Here is a 19,603-nt window from a genome sequence, read left to right as displayed (position 1 = left end):
TCCTCAGGGGCGTGAATACTCCTCTCGCTGACGGTTCGGGACATTGTGTCGATAGCTCACTCGATGGAAAAACGCGCCCATGCGCGCGAACAGCCCGCCCTCGGGCTTCGCGCGCGGCTGCTGATGTTTGCGCGCCTGCGCGTACGGATCGGCGTTGCCGCGATTGACGGCGGCCCGCTGTGTCGCCGATGGCGTGCCGCGGCGTTGCACGGCGGCGCTCTGCACGGGCGCGGCGGCGGATGCGTCGGCCTGCTGTGCCTGCGCGGCCACGGCGGCTGTCGCGAGGGCCGCGTCCGCGCCGGTATCGGCGACTGTCGGTTCGTCGGAGGCGTCGGCGGCCGGCGCGTTGTCCGCAAGCGATGCCGTGTCGATGGGCGCGGGCGCTTCGTTCGACGCATAGGGCAGCGCGCCGGTCAGAGGCGTCTCGACTGCGCCAGCCGACTGCGTCTGCGCGGCAATGGCGGGCTGGTCGATGCCGAGCGTCCGGCGCGCGCTCGACATCGCTTCGGCGTACACGCGCTGGTCGTGGTTGAACCACATGCCGTACGCGACGGTGCCGAGCACGCCGATCCCGAGCGCGGTCGCCGATGCCATCCACAGCGCGAGTCGCCCGAAGCGCAGCGGCGTGCGCAGGGGGCCGGGATCGTCGTCGTAATCGATTGCAGGCTCGGGCGGTTGAATGACAGTGGGATCATTCGCGGGACTTGCTCGATCCGCGATGCTCTCTTCGGGTAGCTTTGCGTGCTGAGGCATGACAGCGCTCTCCAGAACGTATTCGTCAGACAGCGGACCGGGCGCGGACGCAGGGCGCGCGCTCGGTCCGGCACTTGCCCGCGCGTCCCGTCATTTGGACGATGAACGCGTCGCGGCGACGTCGAACGTGACAGCCGAATGCCGGTTCAGCCTGCACTGCCGGGCCAATTTTTGCCAAACAATGTAACTCGCGCCACATACCGCCACAATTAGGGGCGGCGATGAGGCGCGGGAGCGAAGACGCGGATTAGCGCGTTCGATGCTCGGCGAAATGGGCGCTGGCGGGGCCGGACGGACCGGTGCGCGGTGATTTCACCGAATCGCACGACGCGACGGCGAAGCAAGTTCGGCCACTATTGCAGCATTCTTCATTCCAGCCCCGATTTGATGAACGGTGCATGCATCATTCTTCAGAGGAAGTTCCCGCGCGTATGTGAGGTCGCGCACATACGCGCGCGGCGAGATTTCGAATGTGGAGCGCGCGCCACACTCCGTCAGCGCCGTTTCGCCGATACGACGAGCGCGATGCCGCCGAGGATCGCCACCGCGCTTGCGGCGAGCCGCGCGGTCAGCGGCTCGCCCAGCAAAAGCACGCCGCCCGCCGCCGCGATCACGGGCACGCTCAGTTGCACCGTGGCGGCCGTCGCGGGCTTCAGACCTTTCAGCGCCGCGTACCAGATGACATAGCCGAGCGCCGAGGTCAGCGCGCCCGATGCGGCGGCATACGCGAGGCCCGGGGCGTCGAAGCTCGCGAACGGCCATGCGAGCGCCGACACGGCGAGCGCGAAGGGCAGCGCGCGCATGAAGTTGCCGGCCGTTTCGGCGACGGGGTCGGACCGGCCGCGTCCGCGCAGCGAGTAGACGCCCCAGCCGATGCCCGCCGCGATCATCAGCGCCGACGAAAACGGATCAGGCGCGGCGAGGCCCGGCAGCACGAGCCACACGAGTCCGGCGAGCGCGAGCAGCAGGCCGAGCCATTGCATCGCGGCGAGACGTTCGCCGATCGCGATGCCGTAGCCGATCATCGTCGCCTGGACCGCGCCGAAGAGGAGCAGCGCGCCGGTGCCCGCCGCGAGCCGCACGTAGGCATAGGAGAACGGCGCCGCGTAGACGGTCAGCGCGAGCGCCGATACCCAGTTCCCGGCGCGGCGCGTATCGGCGCGAGCATGGCTGATGCGCGCGTGCAGCATCACCCACAGCACGAGCGCCGCCGACGCGATGCGCACGAGCGTGAAGCTCGCCGCGTCGATCTGCGTGCCTTTGAGCGCGAGACGGCACAACAGCGAGTTGCCGGCGAAGGCGAGCATCGCGATGACGGTAAGCATCGCGATGCGCGCGCCGTGCGACGCGCTCGCGGATGAAGCATCGGAATCGGACTTGGACATCGGCAGCGCGATGGACGAGGGCGCCTCACTCTAGCGCAGTCGCGTCAGCCGGTGGTGAAAGGCTGCGGCGGCGCATCGCCTTCGCTGCCGAAGCGCTCGAATTCGGAGATCACCTGCGCGCCGAAGAGCAGCAGCGTGGCGAGCGCTTCGAGGCTGAACAGCACGACGATCGACGTCGTCAGCGAGCCGTACACGACGCTCACCTGCGAGAGCGTCGCGAAGTACCACACGAGCACGTGGCGCGTGATTTCCCACAGCACGGCCGCCGTCACGCTGCCGAGCAGCGCGAGCCGCAGCGACGGCCTGCCGACCGGCATCACGAGATAGATCGACGTGAGCACGAAAATCTCGCCCGCCACGCCGAGCAGATAGAGCAGGAGCCGCGACACGCCCTTGAGCGACACCTCGACGCCGAGCAGATCCACGCTGTTGCTGCCCATCGCCTGAAGGCCGTTCGACACGAGCGTGACGATCAGCATGCCGACGCCGAGAAAGAGGATGTAGCAGTAAGGCAGGAGCGCCGAGAGCAGAAAGTGCCGCCGCCGGATCGCGACGCGATGCACGAAGATCACCGACATCGCGTTCTCCAGCACGGTGAACGCGAGCGAGCTGAAGAAGATCATCGTGACGAGCAGCAGCCAGCCGAGCACCGCGCGATGCGCGAGAAAGTTGGCGAGTTCGCGCACGACGGCGCGCGCCTGGCCGGGCACGAGCCATTCGAGCAGATGCGCGAGGGTTTCGAGCAGTTCCTGCTGACCGATGAATTTCGACAGCACGATCACGATCAGGATCAGCAACGGAACGATCGACAGGAGCGCGTAATACGCCACCGCGCCCGCGAGCAGCAGGCCCTGGTTCGCACGGAACGCCCGGATGGTCCGCATCGCGAAGCCGAACGGATGGCGCGCGACGCTTCTCACCTGAGGGCCCAGCACAGGACCGAGAATCTTCGACATGGGACCTCCGCGGCGCGATGCTGCCCATCTTGTTCCGACGAGCAAGGATCGCTCCCGTGCGCGCACGCGCCCGGCGGAAGTCGGAAGCGGCAAGGTCAGCCGGGGCGACGCGCCTCGCTGCGCGCGGCGGCCTGCTGAGCGGCTTCCTCGAACGCGAGATCGAGCAGGATATCCACTTCGCACGCGGGCAACTCGGTCGCGTCGACGTTGCGCAGTCGGCAGAAAAGCGCGAGCGCCTCGGCTGCGGCGGCGAAGGCGTCGTTCATGTCGCGGGAATTAAGGCGTCGTTTTCTCATGGTTCACATAACGGCAGCCGCACGGCCGGACTTTAATGTGCGGCGGCGCAGCGCGCATTCCAGTTTCACCTTCCGCTTTTGGATGGATTAACCTAGGTTCATAACACGCGCCCGTCGAAGGCACAGGAGGACATCATGGCCGCATCCCACGCAACCTCCGCCGCCGACGCGCTCGGCGCCGACGCCGAAATCGTCGACGCCGACGAACGCCTCTACAACCACGATCTCGCGCCCGTGCCGCGGGCGAAGCGGACCTGGAACGGCTACAGCATCTTCGCGATGTGGATGTCCGATGTGCACAGCGTCGGCGGCTATACCTTCGCGGCGAGCCTCTTTCTGCTCGGCATCTCCGGCTGGCAGGTGCTGCTCGCGCTGACCATCGGCATTCTCATCGTGTATGTGCTGATGAACTGGGTCGGCAAGCCGAGTCTCAGGCACGGCATTCCGTTTCCCGTGATGGCGCGCGTCTCGATGGGCGTGATGGGCGCGAATCTCGCCGCGCTGATCCGCGGCGTGGTCGGCATCGTGTGGTACGGGGTGCAGACGTATTTCGCGTCGAAGGCCGTCGCGACGCTCCTGCTTCTGTTCGTGCCGTCGGTCGCCGCGTGGCGCGATACGAGCTTCCTGCGGCTCGACATGCTCGGCTGGGTGAGCTTTCTTTTCATGTGGCTGCTGCAGCTCATCATCTTTCAGCGCGGCATGGAGATCATCCGCAAGTTCATCGATTTCTGCGGGCCGGCGGTGTATGTCGTGATGTTCGTGCTGATGGGCTGGATCCTGTATCGCGCGGGTCTCGGCAGCTTGAATCTCACGCTGTCGGGCAAGGTGCTGTCGGGCGACGAGCAACTGCACGCGATGATCAACGCGACCCTGCTCGTCGTGAGCTACTTCGCCGCGCTGCTCCTGAACTTCGGCGACTTCTCGCGCTTCGCGAAGAGCGAGCGGCAAATGAAGATCGGCAATTTTCTCGGCTTGCCGTTCAACTTCGTTGCGTTTGCGATCATCACGGTGATCGTCACGGCGGGCAGCGAGAAGGTGTTCGGCACGATGATCATGGACCCGGTCGAGATCGTCTCGCGCATCGAGAACAAGGTGTGGGTGGCGATCGGCAGCATCACGTTCGTGATCGCGACGATGGGCATCAATATCGTCGCGAACTTCGTGTCGCCCGCGTATGACATCGCCAATCTTTTCCCGAAGCATGTGGACTTCAAGAAGGGCGGACTGATCGCGTCGATTCTCGCGGTGATCGTGTGCCCATGGATCTTCGTCGACAGCCCGAAGGCGATCACGATTTTCGTGTCCGTGTTCGGCGCCGTGCTCGCGCCGATGTACGGCGTGATGATGGCCGATTACTACCTCGTGAAGCGCCAGCAGGTGAAGACCGCCGACCTCTACACGATGCAGCCCGGCGGACGCTTCTACTACGACGGTGGCTGGAACAAGGTCGGGCTCGCGGCGCTCCTCGTGTCGGGCGCGATCTCGGTCGGCTGGGAGCTGTCGACGCAAATGCTCAAGCTCCTGCCGCCCAACAATCTCGGCTGGCTGATCGGCGCGGCCGCGGGCGCGCTGCTCTACGTCGTGCTGATGCGCATGGCGAATCGAAAATAGCGCGGCTTTATTTGAGCCACTTGCGCACGTCCTGCTCCCATTCGGGCTGGCCGCAGTTCGGCGGATTCTCCGGGCCGAGCACGGTGATGTAGCCCTTGTCCTTCATGCACGACTCGTAGGCGCGCACCTGCGTGCAGCGGCCCGCGCCCGCTTTCTTCGCGGCGGCCTTGCATGCGGACATCGAATTGTCCATGCCGCTGAAATCGGCATCGGGACCGGCATCGTTCCACGAGGGCGGGTTCGCGCTCGCCGAGAATTCGACGGGCGTGCTGCACGCGGCGAGCGCCAGCGAGGCAGCGACAGGCAGGCACGAGCGGAAAAGTCGATTCATCTGCTTGAACTCCTTTTTCTTAAGCTCTTGTTGAAGGCGCACGATCCGCCGCCTATTATTCCCCGCTGTCGTGACGCGCGTCGCGTTTTTTTATTCCGCCTGGAGTGCCGATGAAACCCATGCCGCTCGCCCGCGTCGTGTCGTCGTGCTTCGCCGTCGCAGTGTTATCGATAGCGTCGCACGCGTTCGCCGACGATGTCTCGTTCGGCACGAGCCAGCTTTGCGGCTTGCAGAGCGCGCGCCCCGACCGGAACGCCGCCGTGCAGGTGAAAACCGTGCAGGGCAGGAACGGGCCGATCGGCTATGCGCGCTTCGGGCAAGGCACGCCGCTTCTGCTCATCACGGGCTATCGCGCGACGCTCGGCGAATGGAACGCGTATTTTCTCGGCGCGCTCGCGAAGCATCATGAGGTCATCGTGTTCGACAATCGCGGCGTAGGACGCTCGACGCCGATGGCGGGGCATTACGGCCCCGGCTACGGCATCCGCGACATGGCCGCCGATGCCGCCGATGTCATCGCGGGTCTGAAGCTCGCGCGCGTGGACGTGGTCGGCTGGTCGATGGGCGGCATGATCGCGCAGCAGCTCGCGCTCGATGCGCGCGAGAAGGTCGAATCGCTCACGCTGATCGCGACCGCGCCGCCGGGTCCGGAAGCGGTGCCATTGACGCCCGAGGTGCAGCAGGTGCTGTCGAGTTCGGGCGCGGACGCGTTTCCCAGGATCATGGCCGTGCTCTTTCCCGCCGACGCCGTCGCGGATGCGTCGAAGTGTTTCGTCGGCGACATGTTCGCGCCGCGCGGCTACAAGGGCCGGCCCGTACCCGATGCGGTCGCGGATCAGCAGAATAGGGCGATGACGCAGTGGTTCGCGGATTCCGCCGCCGCCGATCTGTTGCGCCGCTCGCCGGTGCGCACGTTGATCATCCCGGGTGCGAACGACGATGTCCTCGCCGATGCCAACGCGCGCCGTCTCGAACGGATGATTCCGCGCGCGACGCTCGATGTGGTCGCGGACGCGGGACACGCGCTGATGTTCCAGTATCCGATCGAGTTAGCGCGGCATATCGATGCGTTCGTATCGAAGTGACTCGCCTTATAGATGCGCGCGCAGCCAGCGCCATGCGAGCGGGCCGCAGATCACGCCCCAGGTCATCGCGGCGATCACGAGCGCGATCATGACGGCGGCGCTGCCGCAATCCTTCGCCCGTCCGGAAAGCTCGTGACGTTCGAGCGAGATGCGATCGATGGCCGCTTCGATGCTCGAGTTGAGGAGTTCGACGAGCAGCACGAGCAGCACCGATCCCGCGAGCAACACGCGCTCGGCGGCGCTCACGACGACTGCCGCGGCGATCAACAGAAGCGGAATCGCGAGGCACACTTCCTGGCGAAACGCGCTTTCCCCGCGCCATGTCGCGACGATGCCCGCCCACGAATGACGCAGCGCGAACACGGCGCGCAAGAGGCCGCGCCGCTTGACGTGCGGACTTTGCGCGGATGTGGATGAAGAACTTGTCGAGCGGTTCATGACGGCAATATTACCGCGCTGCCGACACGAAAACGTTTGCCGATTCATACCGCACGAAGCGGCGATGAATTGGCTTGTCAGGAGATTCGACGGACCTTCATACTTCCCGCAGTCGTGAGGCGCAAGCACTCGCGTCGATAACTAGAAGAGAGCCGGGGAAACATCATGAAGTCACGCTTTACCGCTGTTCATCTGCGTTCTGTCGAACTCGCCGATCCGCATCTCGCGCATCTGTACATGGAATGTGTCGATGCCGAAGCGCGTCTGTCCGGTGCGAGCAAGCTTGCCGCGGCGGCCGTGTTCGAGGCCCGCGAAAAGTCGCTCGATAACCTGTGGTCACGTCTCGATGCGCTCGACCCTAGACTGTGCCGCGAGTTGAAACACGCGGTGCAGGACTGGCACGACATCGCGGTGAAGCTGCGCGGCGGTGAATGATTTGAGACGCGCGAGCAGCGCAACGAGACGCTGCGACATTCGCGCGGAAGGCCGTCGCCATTAACCTTTCTCCAACGACACAACGATTCATGGAGAAGGGCAAAATGGATAACGGTAATGGTACGAACAAATATGCACCGATGCCGGTGGCGTTCTTCGGCATCGGCGTCGGTGCGCTCGCCCTCGCGGGCGCATGGCGCGCGGCGGCACGCGTATGGACGATTCCCGAAGCGGTCCCCGTGCTGCTGACGGCGATCGCGCTCGTCGTGTGGCTCGCGGTCCTTGTCGCCTATGGGCGCAAGTGGCTCGTCGAACGCGACGCGGCCATCGCCGAGATGCGTCATCCGGTGCAGTCTTCGTTCGCGGCGCTCGTCCCGGTATCGATGATGCTCGCCGCGCAAGCCGTGCAGACGTATTCGCGCGAGCTTGCCATTGCGCTCTTCGTGATCGGCGTAGTGAGTTCGCTCGCGCTCGGCGTGTATCTGCAAGGGCGATTCTGGCAAGGCGGACGCAAGCCCGAATTCACCACGCCCGCAATCTACCTGCCGACGGTCGCGCCGAGCTTCGTCGCGGCAACGGCGGCGGCCGGTCTCGGCTTCACGCAACTCGGCATGTTGTTCTTCGGCGCGGGGGTGTTCTCGTGGCTCGCTATCGAATCGATCGTGCTGCATCGCGCGGCCGTGCATGAGCCGCTGCCCGAAGCGTTGCGCCCGAGCCTCGGCATTCAGCTCGCGCCGCCAGTCGTCGGCGGTGTGTCGTATCTCGCGATCACGCATGGCGTGCCGGACACCTTCGCCTACATGATGCTCGGCTATGGCCTCTATCAGGCGCTGATGCTGGCGCGTCTCATCCCGTGGATTCGTCAAAGTACCTTCACGCCTTCGTACTGGGCATTCAGCTTTGGCGCGGCAGCGTTGCCGACGATGGCGATCCGGATGCTCGAACGCGGCGCCACCGGACCGATGGCGTGGATCGCGCCGGTGGCCTTCGTCCTGGCGAACGTGGTGATCGGTCTGATGATCGCGGGAACGGTGCGGGCGATCGTGCGAGGCAAGCTGCTGCCGGTCGTGAACGTGACAGCGCCGAAGGACAACGTACTCTCCATCGAACGCCGTGCGGCAGCGGGCTCACGCTGAAGCCATGCAGCATCGGCGGAACATCACAAGATCAACACTTCGCCCGAACGCAACGCACGCAACGAAATCCCCGGCAACGCGGCGCGCAGTTCATCCAGAATCTGCGCGCCGTGCGGCGGTTTCAGATGCGAAATCAGCAACTCCGCCTTCAGCTCGACGCCGCGCACGTCATCCGCGATGAGCCTCGGACAATAGTGATGCGCCGCATGCGCCAGCGCGATCTGCGCATCGGGAAACGCGGTCTCGACGATCACATGACGCAATCCGGGCAACGCGCAAACCGCCGCCCAGAACTCGGGATTGGTCGTCGTGTCCCCGCTGAAGGCGAGGCACGCGGTCGCGCCGCACACGGCAAAGCCCACCGCCGGCACCGTATGCCGCGCGGGCAACGCCATCACGGTGCGCCCGTTCAGCGTCACGCGCTCGCCGGTCTCCAGCGCTTCGAAGCGCACCCCCGGCGCATCCGGCGATGGAATCCGCGTGAAGTCCGGCCAGATCAGATTGTTGAAGATATGCGCCTGCAGGATGTCGAGCGTCGCGCGGCTCGCGTGGACGGTCAGCGGCCCGAGGCGCGCTTCTCCCACGGCGTCGATCATGAGCGGCAGATACGCGATGTGATCCAGATGCGAATGCGTGAGAAACACATGATCGATGCGCGCGAGTTCATCGTCGGTGAGCACGGCGACACCCGTGCCGGCATCGATCAGGATGTCGTCATCGACGAGCAGCGCGGTCGTGCCGCCGGGATCGTCCGCCGCGTCCGGGCCAGTGCTGATCGCGCCGCTACAGCCGAGTACCCGAACATTCATGATGCGCCCCGCCTGATGGTTCATTTCGTATCGAATGCGCTTACGCAATCCCAGTCCTCGGGCAACGCGACGCCGCGCAGCGCATCGATGCGCTTGCGATAGATCGCATACACCTGCCGCTCAGGATACTGCGCCGCGAGCGTCGCGAGTAGCGTTTCCGCCTCATCCCACTCGCGCGCGCGATAGTGCCCGAGCGCCGCGTGCCAGCGCGCGAGCGCATCGGCGTGTTCGTGCGGCGGCCGCGGCTCGAACACCGCGATCGGCGCGACGCGTCCCTTCACGCGCACGCGGTCGATCTCGCGGAACACGACATCCGGCACCCGTTCGCGCGTCGCCTCGCCGACGATGATGTCGATGTCGAAGCGCCGCGTGAGTCCTTCGAGCCGCGCCGCGACGTTCACCGCATCGCCCATCACCGTGTACGCCTTGCGCACGGACGAGCCCATGTCGCCGACCGTCATCGGCCCCGTATTGATGCCGATGCCGATCCACAAGGTCGGCCAGCCGCGCGTGGTGAGCGTGCGGTTCAGTTCGATGAGCGCCTCGCGCATGCCGAGCGCCGCGGCGACCGCATTGCGCGCATGATCCGGATCGTCGACGGGCGCGCCCCAGAAGCCCATGATCGCATCGCCCATGTACTTGTCGAGCGTGCCGCGATGCGCGCGGATCACTTCGGTCATCGTGCCGAGATACTCGTTCATCAGTTGCGCGAGCGCTTCCGGCTCCAGCGTCTCGGCGATGGCGGTGAAGCCGAGCACGTCGCAGAAGAGCACGGTCAGTTCCGCGCGACGGCCCGCCATGCTGTAGTCCTCGGGATGGCGGCTCATCTCCTCGACGAGTTCCGGCGGCACGTATTGGCCGAAGAGCGCGGCGAAATAACGCTTCGCGCGCGCCTCGACGAAATAGCCGTAGGACATGTTGAGCACGTAGAGCGCGAGCACCGTGAGCAGCAGCGACGCCACCGGAATCGACCAGCCGAGCCGCGCGAACGCGACGAGATCCGCCGCGACGATTGCCGCGAACAGCATCGCGCTGAAGAACGTCGCGCGCGCGGGGATGTGCCACGGCCACAGAAAGATCATCGCGAGACCGGCGAGCACGAGCAGCGACGCCTGCAACGCGGCCGCGAACGGCGGCTCGAAGCGGATCGTGCCGTCGAGCATGCCGCCGATCAGGTTCGCGTTCACCTCGACGCCCGGATACACCTCGCCGACGGGCGTCGTGCGCTGATCCATCAGGCCCGGCGCCGTGGTGCCGATGAGCGCGATCTTGCCCGCGAGCGCGCCCGCCGGAATGCGCTGCGCGAGCACGTCGGCGATGGAGTAGTACGGGAAGCTGCCGGTCGTGCCGCGATACGGGACGAGCGCCGCGCCGTTCTCATCGACGGGAATGACGCGTGTGCCGCGCGGCGTCGCGAGCGCGAGGCCCGAAAGCGGCGCGGCAGGATCGGTCGGATCGTCGAAAACGGGTGTGACCGACGCGTCGCCGAACAGCGCGCGGAACACTTCGAGCGAGAGCGCGCCATACACGCCGTCGCGAAACGCGGTGACGAGCGGCACGCGGCGCACGGAGCCGTCGAAGTCGATCACCGGATTGAAATAACCCGCGCGCCGCGCCGCGTTTTGCAGCGCGGGGAGGTTGCCGCCATAGCTCGTCCAGTCGAAGAGCGTGAGCGGATGCGTGCCGAACGCGCGCTCGCTCATCAGCGGCGCTGGAATCGCGCCGCTCGACGCATCCTGATTCGAGAAGTAATAGCCGAGCACGACGGGATGGCCCGCGAGGGCATCGGCGAAGCGCTGGTCGTAGTTCAGGCGCGGCGCGAGTCGATCGAGCGCCTGCCGGTAAGCGGCGTTATCGGCGAGCGCGCCGTGCGCGAGTTCATCGAGCACGGCGAGGCCCGAGCTCGCGTCGGGTTCCGCGAACACCATGTCGAAGCCGAGCACGGCGATGCGCTCGCGCGAAAACAGCGTATCGACGAGCGTCGCCATGCGTGCGCGATCCCACGGCCAGCGGCCGAGTTCCGCGAGGCTTTTCTCGTCGATATCGAGGATCGCGATGCGCGCGTCGGTCGTGCGCGGCATGAAGAGGCGCACCTTGGCGTCGTAGATCATCGCGGACAGGGAATCGATGAAGCGGATGTCGTAGCGCGCGAGCGCATGCCCCGCGAGCACGACGACGACGGCGAGCCCCAGCGCCCAGCGCGCGCCCGAGCGTCTCAGCACGAACGCGAGCGGCTCGCGCGCGCTCATTGCGCGGCCCGGATCTGCTCGTTCGCGGCGACGAGCCGCGCCGCCAGCACGCGCGCGACGAACTTGTGCATGCGCGCGGCGAGCGCGGGATCGTCGCTTTCCAGCCGCTTAAGCGTGGAGAGCGCGAGACGCAGCACGACGGTCGGCTCATCGGCGACGACATCCGCGCTGCGCCGCGCGCCGGTGTACACGGCCATCTCGCCGACGATCGTGCCCGCGCCGAAGCTGCGCAGCCGCAACGTGCGTCCTTCGCCGACGGCGAGCGCCACCGTCACGCGTCCGGTTTCGACGAAGTAGATCGAATCGCCCGGATCGGCCTGGCGGAACACGTACTCGCCGGGCGCGAGCGCGAGCGTGTCGAGATGCGGGCGCAGCGCGTCGAGCGTGTCGGGCAAGGTCGATGCGAACCCGCCCGCGCGCGTCGCCTGCGACGGCTTCAGCGCGCGCAGCATCTGCGTTTCGATCCATTCGAGGCCGTTGTCGAGATCGGCGAATTCATGCGGGCCGCTCGCGCCTTTCGTATCTGTGATGCCTTTGGCGAACCACGCCTTCAGCGCCGGCGAAAGGCCGGTCAGCACGAGTTGCGCGTTGGCGCGCGCGCACGCCTGGCGCAGCCGCACGAAGCTCGCCGTGCTCGACGCATCGACGCCATGCACGCGGGCGAAATCGACGAGCACGAAGCGCACGTTCGGGCGCGCGTCGGAGGCGTCGGCGCTCGTTTCGAGGCGCGCGCGGATATGCGTGAGTATCGAATACGCGGTGCCGAAGAACAGAAAGCCCTGCAACGCGACGCCGTAGAGCGCGCGGGCCTCGCCATCGAGCGCGCGGCTTTCGTCCACGGTGCGCTCGACGTTCGAGCGCCGCCCGCGCCCGTCGAACTCCAGGCGAAAGCAGTTCACGCGGCCATAGCGCACCACGAACAGCAGGCACGCGGCGATCACGCCGAGCAGCACGCCCGCGACGATCCCATACGCCTCGATGATCACCATGATCGCGGGAATCAGCAGATAGTCGTGCCACGGCAGGCGCCGAAACGAGTTGATGAGCCATTCGTTGAGCATCGCCGCGCCGATGAAAATCTGCAGCCCGACGAGCACGGGCTTCGGCAACAGCGCCATCAGGCTCGGAAAGCGCGCGACCACGATGAGGCAGAACAGCGCCGCGAGCACGCCCGCGCGCCGGCCTCGGACGCCCAGACGCCAGTTGGTGACCGTGCGCGTCATCGACTGCGCGCCGACGAGTCCGCCCGCGAGCCCGGTCAGCACGTTCGCGATGCCCGCCACGCGCATCTCGCGATTGAAGTCGACATCGCGCGAGGCCGTCACGCCGATGCTCGTCGTGTTGAGCAACACGGTCATCGACGAGACCGCGGCGACGGCGAGAATCTCGGGCGCGCGCGAGACGAGCGTCGGCAGCCAGGCGTCGTGCAGCAGCGCGAACGGCAGGCGCATGCCGGTGATCGACTCGTAATGAAACAGCAGGCCCATGCGGCGCGCGTCTTCCAGCGTCTTGCCGGAGCCGTGCAGCCCGCCGTAGAAGATCGCGATGCCGAGCGCGATCATCGACGGCAACACGATCACGTAACGCGACAGCGGCGTGATGCGCGTGAGCACGAGCAGCCCGACGCCCACCACGAGCGCGGGCACGCTCGCGAGCCAAGGCAGCGCCATGACGAGCCGCGGCGTCGCGGCGCCGACGGGCGCGTCGGTGAGCACGCGCAGCGCGCCTTCGAGCAGCAAGAGGCCGGTGCCCGCGAGAAAGCCGCCGATCACCGGAAACGGGATGTACTGGATCGCGTTGCCGCGTTTCCAGTGCGCGAGCGCGAAGAGCAGCGCGCCCGTCGTCAGCGACGACACCGCGATCAGCAGCAGCACGGTGGCGAGCACGGCGTCATCGTCGCCGCCCGCGGCATGCACCGACAGCGCGACGGACGAGGCCATGCCCGCGAGCAGCGCGGTGGCGTTCGAATCGGGGCCCGCGATCATGAACGGCACCGAGCTAGTCAGCGCGACCACGAACGCGACGATCACGCAGCTCAAAAGCGCGGTCGGCATGCCGGCGGAGAGCCACGGCGTGAGGCCGGCCGAGAAGATCGTCGCGCCGTAACCGGCGGCATAGGCGAGCGCGAGCAGCGCGGTCAGGACGCCCGCGAGAGCATCGACGCCGAACGCCGCGATGGCCGCGTGAACGCTCGATGCGCCCGCGCCCGGCGATGCGCGCATGAGTTTCGCGTCGCGGCTCGTGTTCTCGCTCATCGCCGGTTCCGCTAGCGGCACGCCGCCGACGGCACCACCGGCGTGACCCGCGACGCCGGGAGCACGCCGAACGGCGAGCGCGCATTGATGACGATCGTGCCTTCGCCCGCGCGCACGATCTGCCTGTCGACCTGATTGATCACGACGATCTGCCCGTCGTAGACGACGATCTGATCGCCCTTGCAATCCGCATTCGCGCCGGGTTCGAGGTTCGCGCAATCGGTGACGGAATATTCGGTGCCGCGTATGCCGATGGTCGAGGTCGGCGTCTTCACGCGATAGTTTTCCGCCTTGCCTTCTTTTGCAACGAGTCCGTCGACGGCGCGCAATCCGCCTTTCACGAGCGACAGGAAACTGCGGTCTTCCTGCGGCGCGTTCGCCGCGTAGCGGAAATCGTCGACGCGAAACACCGAGCCGGGCTTCAGATACACGCGCTGCTTGTCGGTGAAGATCATCACGATCTCGGACGCAACGCCGGTCTGCACGGTGTCGCCGTTTTCGATGTTGCCGCCCATCGCCGCGACGCGCTGCGCGCCGTTCGCACCCTGAATCGCGACATTGCCGACGAGCGCGGTGATCGTCGCGACCGGCTCGGCCGACGCCACGCGCGCGGTCATCGCCAGAAGGAGAAAGAGGAGGAAGTGTCGGGCGCGCATCGTATTCGGTCTCAAAAGGACTTCGTGAGCGCGACCCAGAAGCGGTTCGCGTGGCCCGTGCCGAGCGTCGGCGGGACGTAGCCGAGGGTGTGCGCGTAGGACATCGACAGCAGAAACTCGTGCGGCGCGGTGAAGGTCGCGCCGACGCCCAGTCCCGACAGCCTCACGTGATTGCTGCCGGGCACGACCGGATGCGCGACGATCCTGCCATCGGCGGTATCGATGAAACCCGCCAGCGTGACGAGCACCGGCACGAGCGATTGCCTGATCGTCTGCCGCACTTCGAAGGTCGCGATATACGCTTCGTCGACGGGCGCATCGCCGGTCGCATACGCGCGCACCGCATAGGGTCCGCCGAGCGAAATCTGTTCGGACGAGTCGAGATTGCGCGAGGTCGTCTGGCCGTTGAGCGAGAAGTAGAGCTGCGTGCCGTTGGCCTGATTGCCGATCACTTGCGTGTGCGTCGCGGCGAACACGAACTTCGTGAACGAGCCGGCGATCTGCGACGCGACCTGCGCCGGCTGCGGCGACTTGAAGCGCAGGTTGCCTTGCTGGATGCCCGTGTCGAAGGTCGTGATGCTCTTTTCGAGCGTGAGATTGCCCGATACGCCGAGCCGTCCGACGTCGCTGTTCTTGTCGCTGACGGAATCGAATGCGCCCAGATGATCCGACAGCAGCTTGTGGTCGAAGCCGAGCGTCGCGTACACGTTCGCCGCCGGCGAGCGCAGCAGCGGATAGCTTACGAATGTCGAGAAGACATTTGCGCTGCCGTAGGCGTCGAGATCGTCGAACTGGCCGCCGACGGAATACGTCGAGCGCGTATAGCCGATGCCCCACGCGAGGCCGCTGCCGCCGACCGGCACCGTATAGCCGATGTTGCCGTAGAACTGGCCGGTGATCGAGCCGAGCAGCCGTGCGCCGAGCTGATCGCCGATGCCGAGCGGATTGTTCCATTGCAGCGCGCCGATGAGACGCGCGGTGCCGGTCGTCGCCTGGCCGTAGTTGTCGGCCTGCACGCTGCCCGCCAACGGCCGCGCCTTCGGCACCTGGAGCGTCATGTTCGACGTGCCGGGCAGAAGCCCCGGCGAGATCGTCGCATTCGCGCCCGTCGTGCCGGCCGCGTCCTGCGCGAGCAGCGTGGCGCGGGTCAGCGCGTGCTCGTAGATGACGTCGCCCGGTTTGAGCCCGCCGAAGAAGCGCGCGATGACCGCATCACGCGTGCGCGACTGATTATCGATGTCGATGCGCCCGTAGTGCCCCTCGCTCACCGCGATGCGCACGATGCCGTTGTCGATCTGCTGCGGCGGCACGTAGGCGCGCGCCACCAGATAGCCGTGCCGGCGATAGAACGCGCTCACGCGATCGGCGGCGCTTTCGAGATCGTCGAGCGAGCGATCCGGGCCGATGAGCGCACGCACGGCGTCGAGCAACGCCGCGGCGGGGAAAAGCGTGTTGCCGGTGAACTCGAAGCCCTTCACCTCGAAGCGGATGCCACCGGGCGCGCCCGATGCGGGCGGCGGCCCGGGCGCGGGCGTCACGTTCAGACGCAGGTCGGAGGGCGGTAACGGCGCGGGCGATTGCTGCTGCTGTTCGCGCAGGATGCTGCCCGCGTTCGGCAGCGCCTGGGCGTGCACATCGCGCATGTCGCGCGCGCTCGCCGCGACGAGCGTCGCGAAAAGCACGGCGAGCCGGCGGGAAGCGCCGCTGCGGCGTCGTTCGCGGGGCCCGAAGCGTTGCACGCGCCCGGGCTTCACATGCGGCATACGTGACCGGGCCATGCGTCGTCCGGCAGGCGGCTGCCGTCGCTCGTCGAATCGGTGCGCTGCTGCACGAGCGGCGCCGACTCCGGCTGAAGTCCGGGCGTCGCGTTGTAGAGCGGCGCGGGATTGGCGGCGTCGGTGCGCACGGAATCGAGAATGCCGGGCAGCGTCGCCGCCGTCGTGACGACGGTCCCGGGCGTTTCCGGCGTCACCGGCGTTACCGGCGTCACCGGCTGCACGGGTGGCGACGGCGGTGTCACCGGCTGAGAGGGCGCGCCCGCGATCCGCAACGTGCCGCCTTGCGTCGTGATCTTGTAACCCGTGGGGCCGCCCGTCGCGGTGATCGTGATCGCGTAGGTGCCGACCGTCGCGCCTGGCGCCGCGCCCGTGCTCGTCACCGTGAAGACGAAAGGCTCGTGGATCGCCGGACTGTCGGCGAATGCGCCGCCGTAGTTCGCGCCGTTGTAGCGCAGCGCGATCGTGACGTCGTTCGGTCCGAGCGTGCGCGGTGTATCGAACGGCACGTCGAGGTTGATCGCCGTGAGCGTGACCTGCTGCAGCGCATTGAACGCGAAGCGATTGCCCGATGCCGACGCGGCGCGTGCATCGGCGCCGCCCGTGTATGCGTCGCCCCAGAGCGCGAGATTGGCGCTTTGCAGGCCGCCGAATGCGTCCGAATCGGGCGCGTCCGAGTACACGAGCCAGCGTCCGTTGGGCGCGGCGAGCGCCTGAGCGCCCGCGCGGTTCACGAAGGTCACGGCCGCGAGCGTGATGGCCGTGCCGCTCGCGCGGCTCGCGACCGGTGCGGCGAGCGTGAGCGACTGCGCCGTGAGCGTCACCGCGCCGCTCGCCGAGATGCCCGTCAAACCCGCCACGTTGCCGATGGTGAGCGGCGCGCTATCGGCGAGAGCGATCGAACCGGCGTTGGCCGCGAACGTGCCGATGCGATTGCCCGCGTTCGTCAGTTGATAGACGCCCGCACCGCCTTGCAGCGCGACGCTCGCGGCTTCGATCGGCGCGCGCTGCGTGGCGGTGCCGGCCGTCGTCATCGAGAGCGTGCCGCGCGGCGCGCTGATGGACGCATCGAGCCGGATGCCGCTCTGCGCCGCGAGCGAAAGCATGTTCGCCCCGCGCCACGCGACCGGGCCGTCGATCAGCACGAAGCCGAACGGCGCGAAGCCCGGCGGCGACGCGGCGCCGATCGACACATTCGTCGATTCGAGCACGCGCGAAAGCGTCGCGCTCTGGATCGTGCCGAAGCGCCGTCCGATGTCGTCGTCCGCGCCGACGAGCGCCGCGAAGTCGCTCGCGATGCGCCACGTTCCGGTCTGCCCCGAGGCCGCTGCCGTCGTGATCTGCGCATCGGGCGCGACGCGCACCTGCGTGCCCGCCGTCTCGATGATGCCGCCGTTGCCGCCATTGGGCGCCGATGCGTCGAGCGTGCCGCCGACCTGCACGACGCCCGTATCCGCGACGAGCCGGATCACGCCGTTCTGGTTCACGGCGCTGCGCGCGCGGATGATGCCCGTGTTGTTCACGACGTTGTTGAAAAGCGCGTCCTCGGCGCTCGCGGCGAGCCACGCCTGACCGCCATCGGCCTGAATCAGCCCGTGATTGGCGGCGAGCGCATTGAGCGCGCCGCGCTCCACCGACAAGCCGATCATGCTGTGGTCGCCGAGCGTGACCGCGATGCGTTCGCCCGCCGCGAGCGCCGCGAAGCCGCCGGGCGAATCGATCGTGCCGGCGTTGATCGCCCGCGTGCCGATCAGCGCGACATAGCCGCCGGGCGCGCTCTCGATCGTGCCGAGATTCACGACCGCGCCGCCGCCGCGATGGTGATGATGACGCTCGCCGCCGGCGAACGTGTAATGGCCACTCATGAAGTCGTTGGTCGACAGATCGAGCGACGAAGCCAGCAATCCTCCGACGTTCACCTGCGCGCCCGGCCCGAAGATCACGCCGTTCGGATTGACGATGAAAACCTGTCCATTCGCGTCGAGCCTGCCGAACAGCGCCGAAGGACGCGGCCCGACGACGCGGTTGAGCGCGATCGCATTCGCGCCCGGCTGATTGAACGTGACCGATTCGCCGGGACGCGTGCTGAACGAATTCCAGTCGATCGCGAGGCGGCCGCTGTTCTGCTGAATGGTCGTGTTCGGACCCGCGCTCGTCACGGAGCCCGAACCCCCGACGACGCGCGCGCCGGTCGGCTCCGCGTGCGCATACGCGAAGGCCGCGCTCAGAAGCGTGGCGGAGCAAAAACGCAGCGCGGGGGACGCGGTGCTTGCGCGCAGAGCCTTGATCATGTCGGCAGACTCCTTTCTGTTGCGCTGCATCGTCGCGACGAAATGCAGGCGCACCATCAAGCAGTTTAGTGTTCCGAATCATGCATGCAACTACGCGTTTAGAGAATGTACGCGGGCGTTGGCTATGTGCGTTCGATTACGCACGTGATCACTTCATTTGTCTTAGGAATACGATGTATTTATATGACGTTCAGACCGGCTCGTTCGCGAGCGTGCCTTCGACGAATTCCCGCAGAAACGCGACCCAGGTACGGATCTTCGCATCGAGATACTGACGGGACGCATACATCGCGTAGATCGTCATGCTCTGTAGTTCCCAGTCGGGCAACACGCGCACGAGCGAGCCGTTTTGCAGCCACGGGAGCGCCGCGAGCATCGGCAACGGAGCGATGCCGAGTCCGTTCGACAAGGCGACGGCGAGCGCATCGGCGGAATTGACGCGCAGGCGGCCGGGTTCCAGCTCCACTTCGTGCTTGCCGCGCGGGCCTTCGAAGACCCATCGGTCGACCGGGAAGAAGGTCGTCACGAGTTGCAGGCACGTGTGATTCGTCAGGTCCTCGATGCGCTGCGGCGCACCCGCGCGCTTCAGATAGCCGGGCGATGCGCAGAGCACGCTCGGCATCGAGCAGATTTTCGTGGAAACGAGCGCGGAGTCGGGCAGGGTGGACGTGGTGACTTGCAGAAAGACATCGAAGCCTTCGTCGAGCATGTCGGGCACGTGCTGCGAGAGCGTCAGTTCGACGCGTACCTGCGGATGCTCCTCCAGATAACGCGTGAGCGCGGGCACGACGTAGTGCTGGCCGAAGGTGATCGGCGCGTGCATGCGCAGCACGCCGCTCGGCGAGACCTGCGCATCGCCCGCTTCGGCCTCGGAGAGATCGACGAGTTCGAGCACTTCCTTGCAGCGGGTGAGATAGCGGTTGCCGGCATCGGTGAGCGCCACGCGCCGCGTCGTGCGATTCAGAAGACGCGTGCGCAAATGCGTCTCGAGTTCGGTGACCGCGCGCGATGCCTGCGCGGTCGTAATGTCCATTTGCTGCGCCGCGACAGTGAAGCTCGCCGCCTCCGCCACGCGCGCAAAGATTCTCATGCTCCGCAATAAGTCCATCGGCCCGGCATCCGTTTGACGAAGCCGGAACTAT

Annotated in this window: 17 protein-coding genes; 4 read left to right on the top strand and 13 right to left on the bottom strand. The window is 66.8% G+C overall.

Annotation, left to right across the window (positions count from 1 at the left end):
- Positions 1-3: 3 nt before the first annotated feature.
- The 4 genes from QCE73_RS07255 to QCE73_RS07240 all read right to left on the bottom strand — a co-directional run bounded on the left by QCE73_RS07255 (position 4) and on the right by QCE73_RS07240 (position 3,360).
- Complete coding sequence (locus QCE73_RS07255) at positions 4-753, bottom strand: hypothetical protein (protein ID WP_309880437.1); 750 nt, start codon at positions 751-753, stop codon at positions 4-6.
- 494 nt (positions 754-1,247) lie between these two features.
- Positions 1,248-2,138 carry a DMT family transporter gene (locus QCE73_RS07250; RefSeq protein WP_309880436.1) on the bottom strand — a complete coding sequence of 297 codons (891 nt, stop codon included), beginning with the start codon at positions 2,136-2,138 and terminating at the stop codon, positions 1,248-1,250.
- Positions 2,139-2,182: 44 nt separating this feature from the next.
- Entirely contained in the window at positions 2,183-3,094 is a 912-nt protein-coding gene (locus tag QCE73_RS07245; RefSeq protein ID WP_051626666.1) for a YihY/virulence factor BrkB family protein, read from the bottom strand.
- Positions 3,095-3,189: 95 nt separating this feature from the next.
- Complete coding sequence (locus QCE73_RS07240; protein ID WP_187604713.1) at positions 3,190-3,360, bottom strand: hypothetical protein; 171 nt, start codon at positions 3,358-3,360, stop codon at positions 3,190-3,192.
- A gap of 165 nt (positions 3,361-3,525) precedes the next feature.
- Between QCE73_RS07240 and QCE73_RS07235 the strand changes: the two genes are divergently transcribed.
- A complete protein-coding gene (locus QCE73_RS07235; RefSeq protein ID WP_309880433.1) occupies positions 3,526-5,001 on the top strand; it encodes an NCS1 family nucleobase:cation symporter-1 in 1,476 nt (491 codons plus the stop codon).
- A gap of 7 nt (positions 5,002-5,008) precedes the next feature.
- Here the strand turns inward: QCE73_RS07235 and QCE73_RS07230 are convergent, their stop codons facing one another.
- On the bottom strand, positions 5,009-5,332 hold the full coding sequence (locus tag QCE73_RS07230; protein WP_035498595.1) for a hypothetical protein: 324 nt from the start codon (positions 5,330-5,332) through the stop codon (positions 5,009-5,011).
- A 110-nt stretch (positions 5,333-5,442) separates the two neighbouring features.
- Here QCE73_RS07230 and QCE73_RS07225 point away from each other — a divergent pair, with 110 nt between their 5' ends.
- A complete protein-coding gene (locus tag QCE73_RS07225) occupies positions 5,443-6,417 on the top strand; it encodes an alpha/beta hydrolase (RefSeq protein WP_309880431.1) in 975 nt (324 codons plus the stop codon).
- 6 nt (positions 6,418-6,423) lie between these two features.
- On the opposite strand, the gene QCE73_RS07220 is transcribed toward QCE73_RS07225, so the two are convergent.
- Complete coding sequence (locus tag QCE73_RS07220) at positions 6,424-6,855, bottom strand: diacylglycerol kinase (protein ID WP_309880429.1); 432 nt, start codon at positions 6,853-6,855, stop codon at positions 6,424-6,426.
- 165 nt (positions 6,856-7,020) lie between these two features.
- On the opposite strand from QCE73_RS07220, the gene QCE73_RS07215 reads away from it, so the two are divergent.
- Both QCE73_RS07215 and tehA read left to right on the top strand, forming a co-directional pair.
- Complete coding sequence (locus QCE73_RS07215; protein ID WP_187604718.1) at positions 7,021-7,290, top strand: hypothetical protein; 270 nt, start codon at positions 7,021-7,023, stop codon at positions 7,288-7,290.
- 104 nt (positions 7,291-7,394) lie between these two features.
- Entirely contained in the window at positions 7,395-8,426 is a 1,032-nt protein-coding gene (tehA, locus tag QCE73_RS07210) for a dicarboxylate transporter/tellurite-resistance protein TehA (protein ID WP_309880427.1), read from the top strand.
- 23 nt (positions 8,427-8,449) lie between these two features.
- Here tehA and QCE73_RS07205 read toward each other — a convergent pair whose 3' ends face one another.
- The 7 genes from QCE73_RS07205 to QCE73_RS07175 all read right to left on the bottom strand — a co-directional run bounded on the left by QCE73_RS07205 (position 8,450) and on the right by QCE73_RS07175 (position 19,569).
- Positions 8,450-9,259, bottom strand: a complete 810-nt coding sequence (locus QCE73_RS07205; RefSeq protein WP_309880425.1) for a 3',5'-cyclic-nucleotide phosphodiesterase — start codon at positions 9,257-9,259, stop codon at positions 8,450-8,452.
- On the bottom strand, positions 9,256-11,484 hold the full coding sequence (locus tag QCE73_RS07200; protein ID WP_309880424.1) for an adenylate/guanylate cyclase domain-containing protein: 2,229 nt from the start codon (positions 11,482-11,484) through the stop codon (positions 9,256-9,258). Before QCE73_RS07200 ends, QCE73_RS07205 begins: the two co-directional genes overlap by 4 nt.
- Positions 11,481-13,739, bottom strand: a complete 2,259-nt coding sequence (locus tag QCE73_RS07195) for a SulP family inorganic anion transporter (RefSeq protein ID WP_309880422.1) — start codon at positions 13,737-13,739, stop codon at positions 11,481-11,483. The genes QCE73_RS07200 and QCE73_RS07195 overlap by 4 nt, the downstream gene beginning before the upstream one ends.
- An 11-nt stretch (positions 13,740-13,750) precedes the next feature.
- Positions 13,751-14,395: a FecR family protein gene (locus QCE73_RS07190; protein ID WP_309880421.1), complete on the bottom strand. Its 645-nt coding sequence runs from the start codon at positions 14,393-14,395 to the stop codon at positions 13,751-13,753.
- An 11-nt stretch (positions 14,396-14,406) separates the two neighbouring features.
- Entirely contained in the window at positions 14,407-16,173 is a 1,767-nt protein-coding gene (locus QCE73_RS07185) for a ShlB/FhaC/HecB family hemolysin secretion/activation protein (RefSeq protein ID WP_309880419.1), read from the bottom strand.
- Positions 16,146-18,461 carry a filamentous hemagglutinin N-terminal domain-containing protein gene (locus tag QCE73_RS07180; protein WP_309880417.1) on the bottom strand — a complete coding sequence of 772 codons (2,316 nt, stop codon included), beginning with the start codon at positions 18,459-18,461 and terminating at the stop codon, positions 16,146-16,148. Before QCE73_RS07180 ends, QCE73_RS07185 begins: the two co-directional genes overlap by 28 nt.
- Positions 18,462-18,651: 190 nt before the next feature.
- Positions 18,652-19,569 (bottom strand): LysR family transcriptional regulator, encoded by a 918-nt coding sequence (locus QCE73_RS07175; protein WP_309880416.1) that lies wholly within the window; start codon positions 19,567-19,569, stop codon positions 18,652-18,654.
- Positions 19,570-19,603: the final 34 nt, after the last annotated feature.

The sequence above is a fragment of the Caballeronia sp. LZ029 genome, from assembly GCF_031451275.1.
GTDB classification, from domain to species: domain Bacteria; phylum Pseudomonadota; class Gammaproteobacteria; order Burkholderiales; family Burkholderiaceae; genus Caballeronia; species Caballeronia jiangsuensis.
Note: the sequence above shows the minus strand (reverse complement) of the source record. Positions and strands in the feature narration are given on the sequence as shown.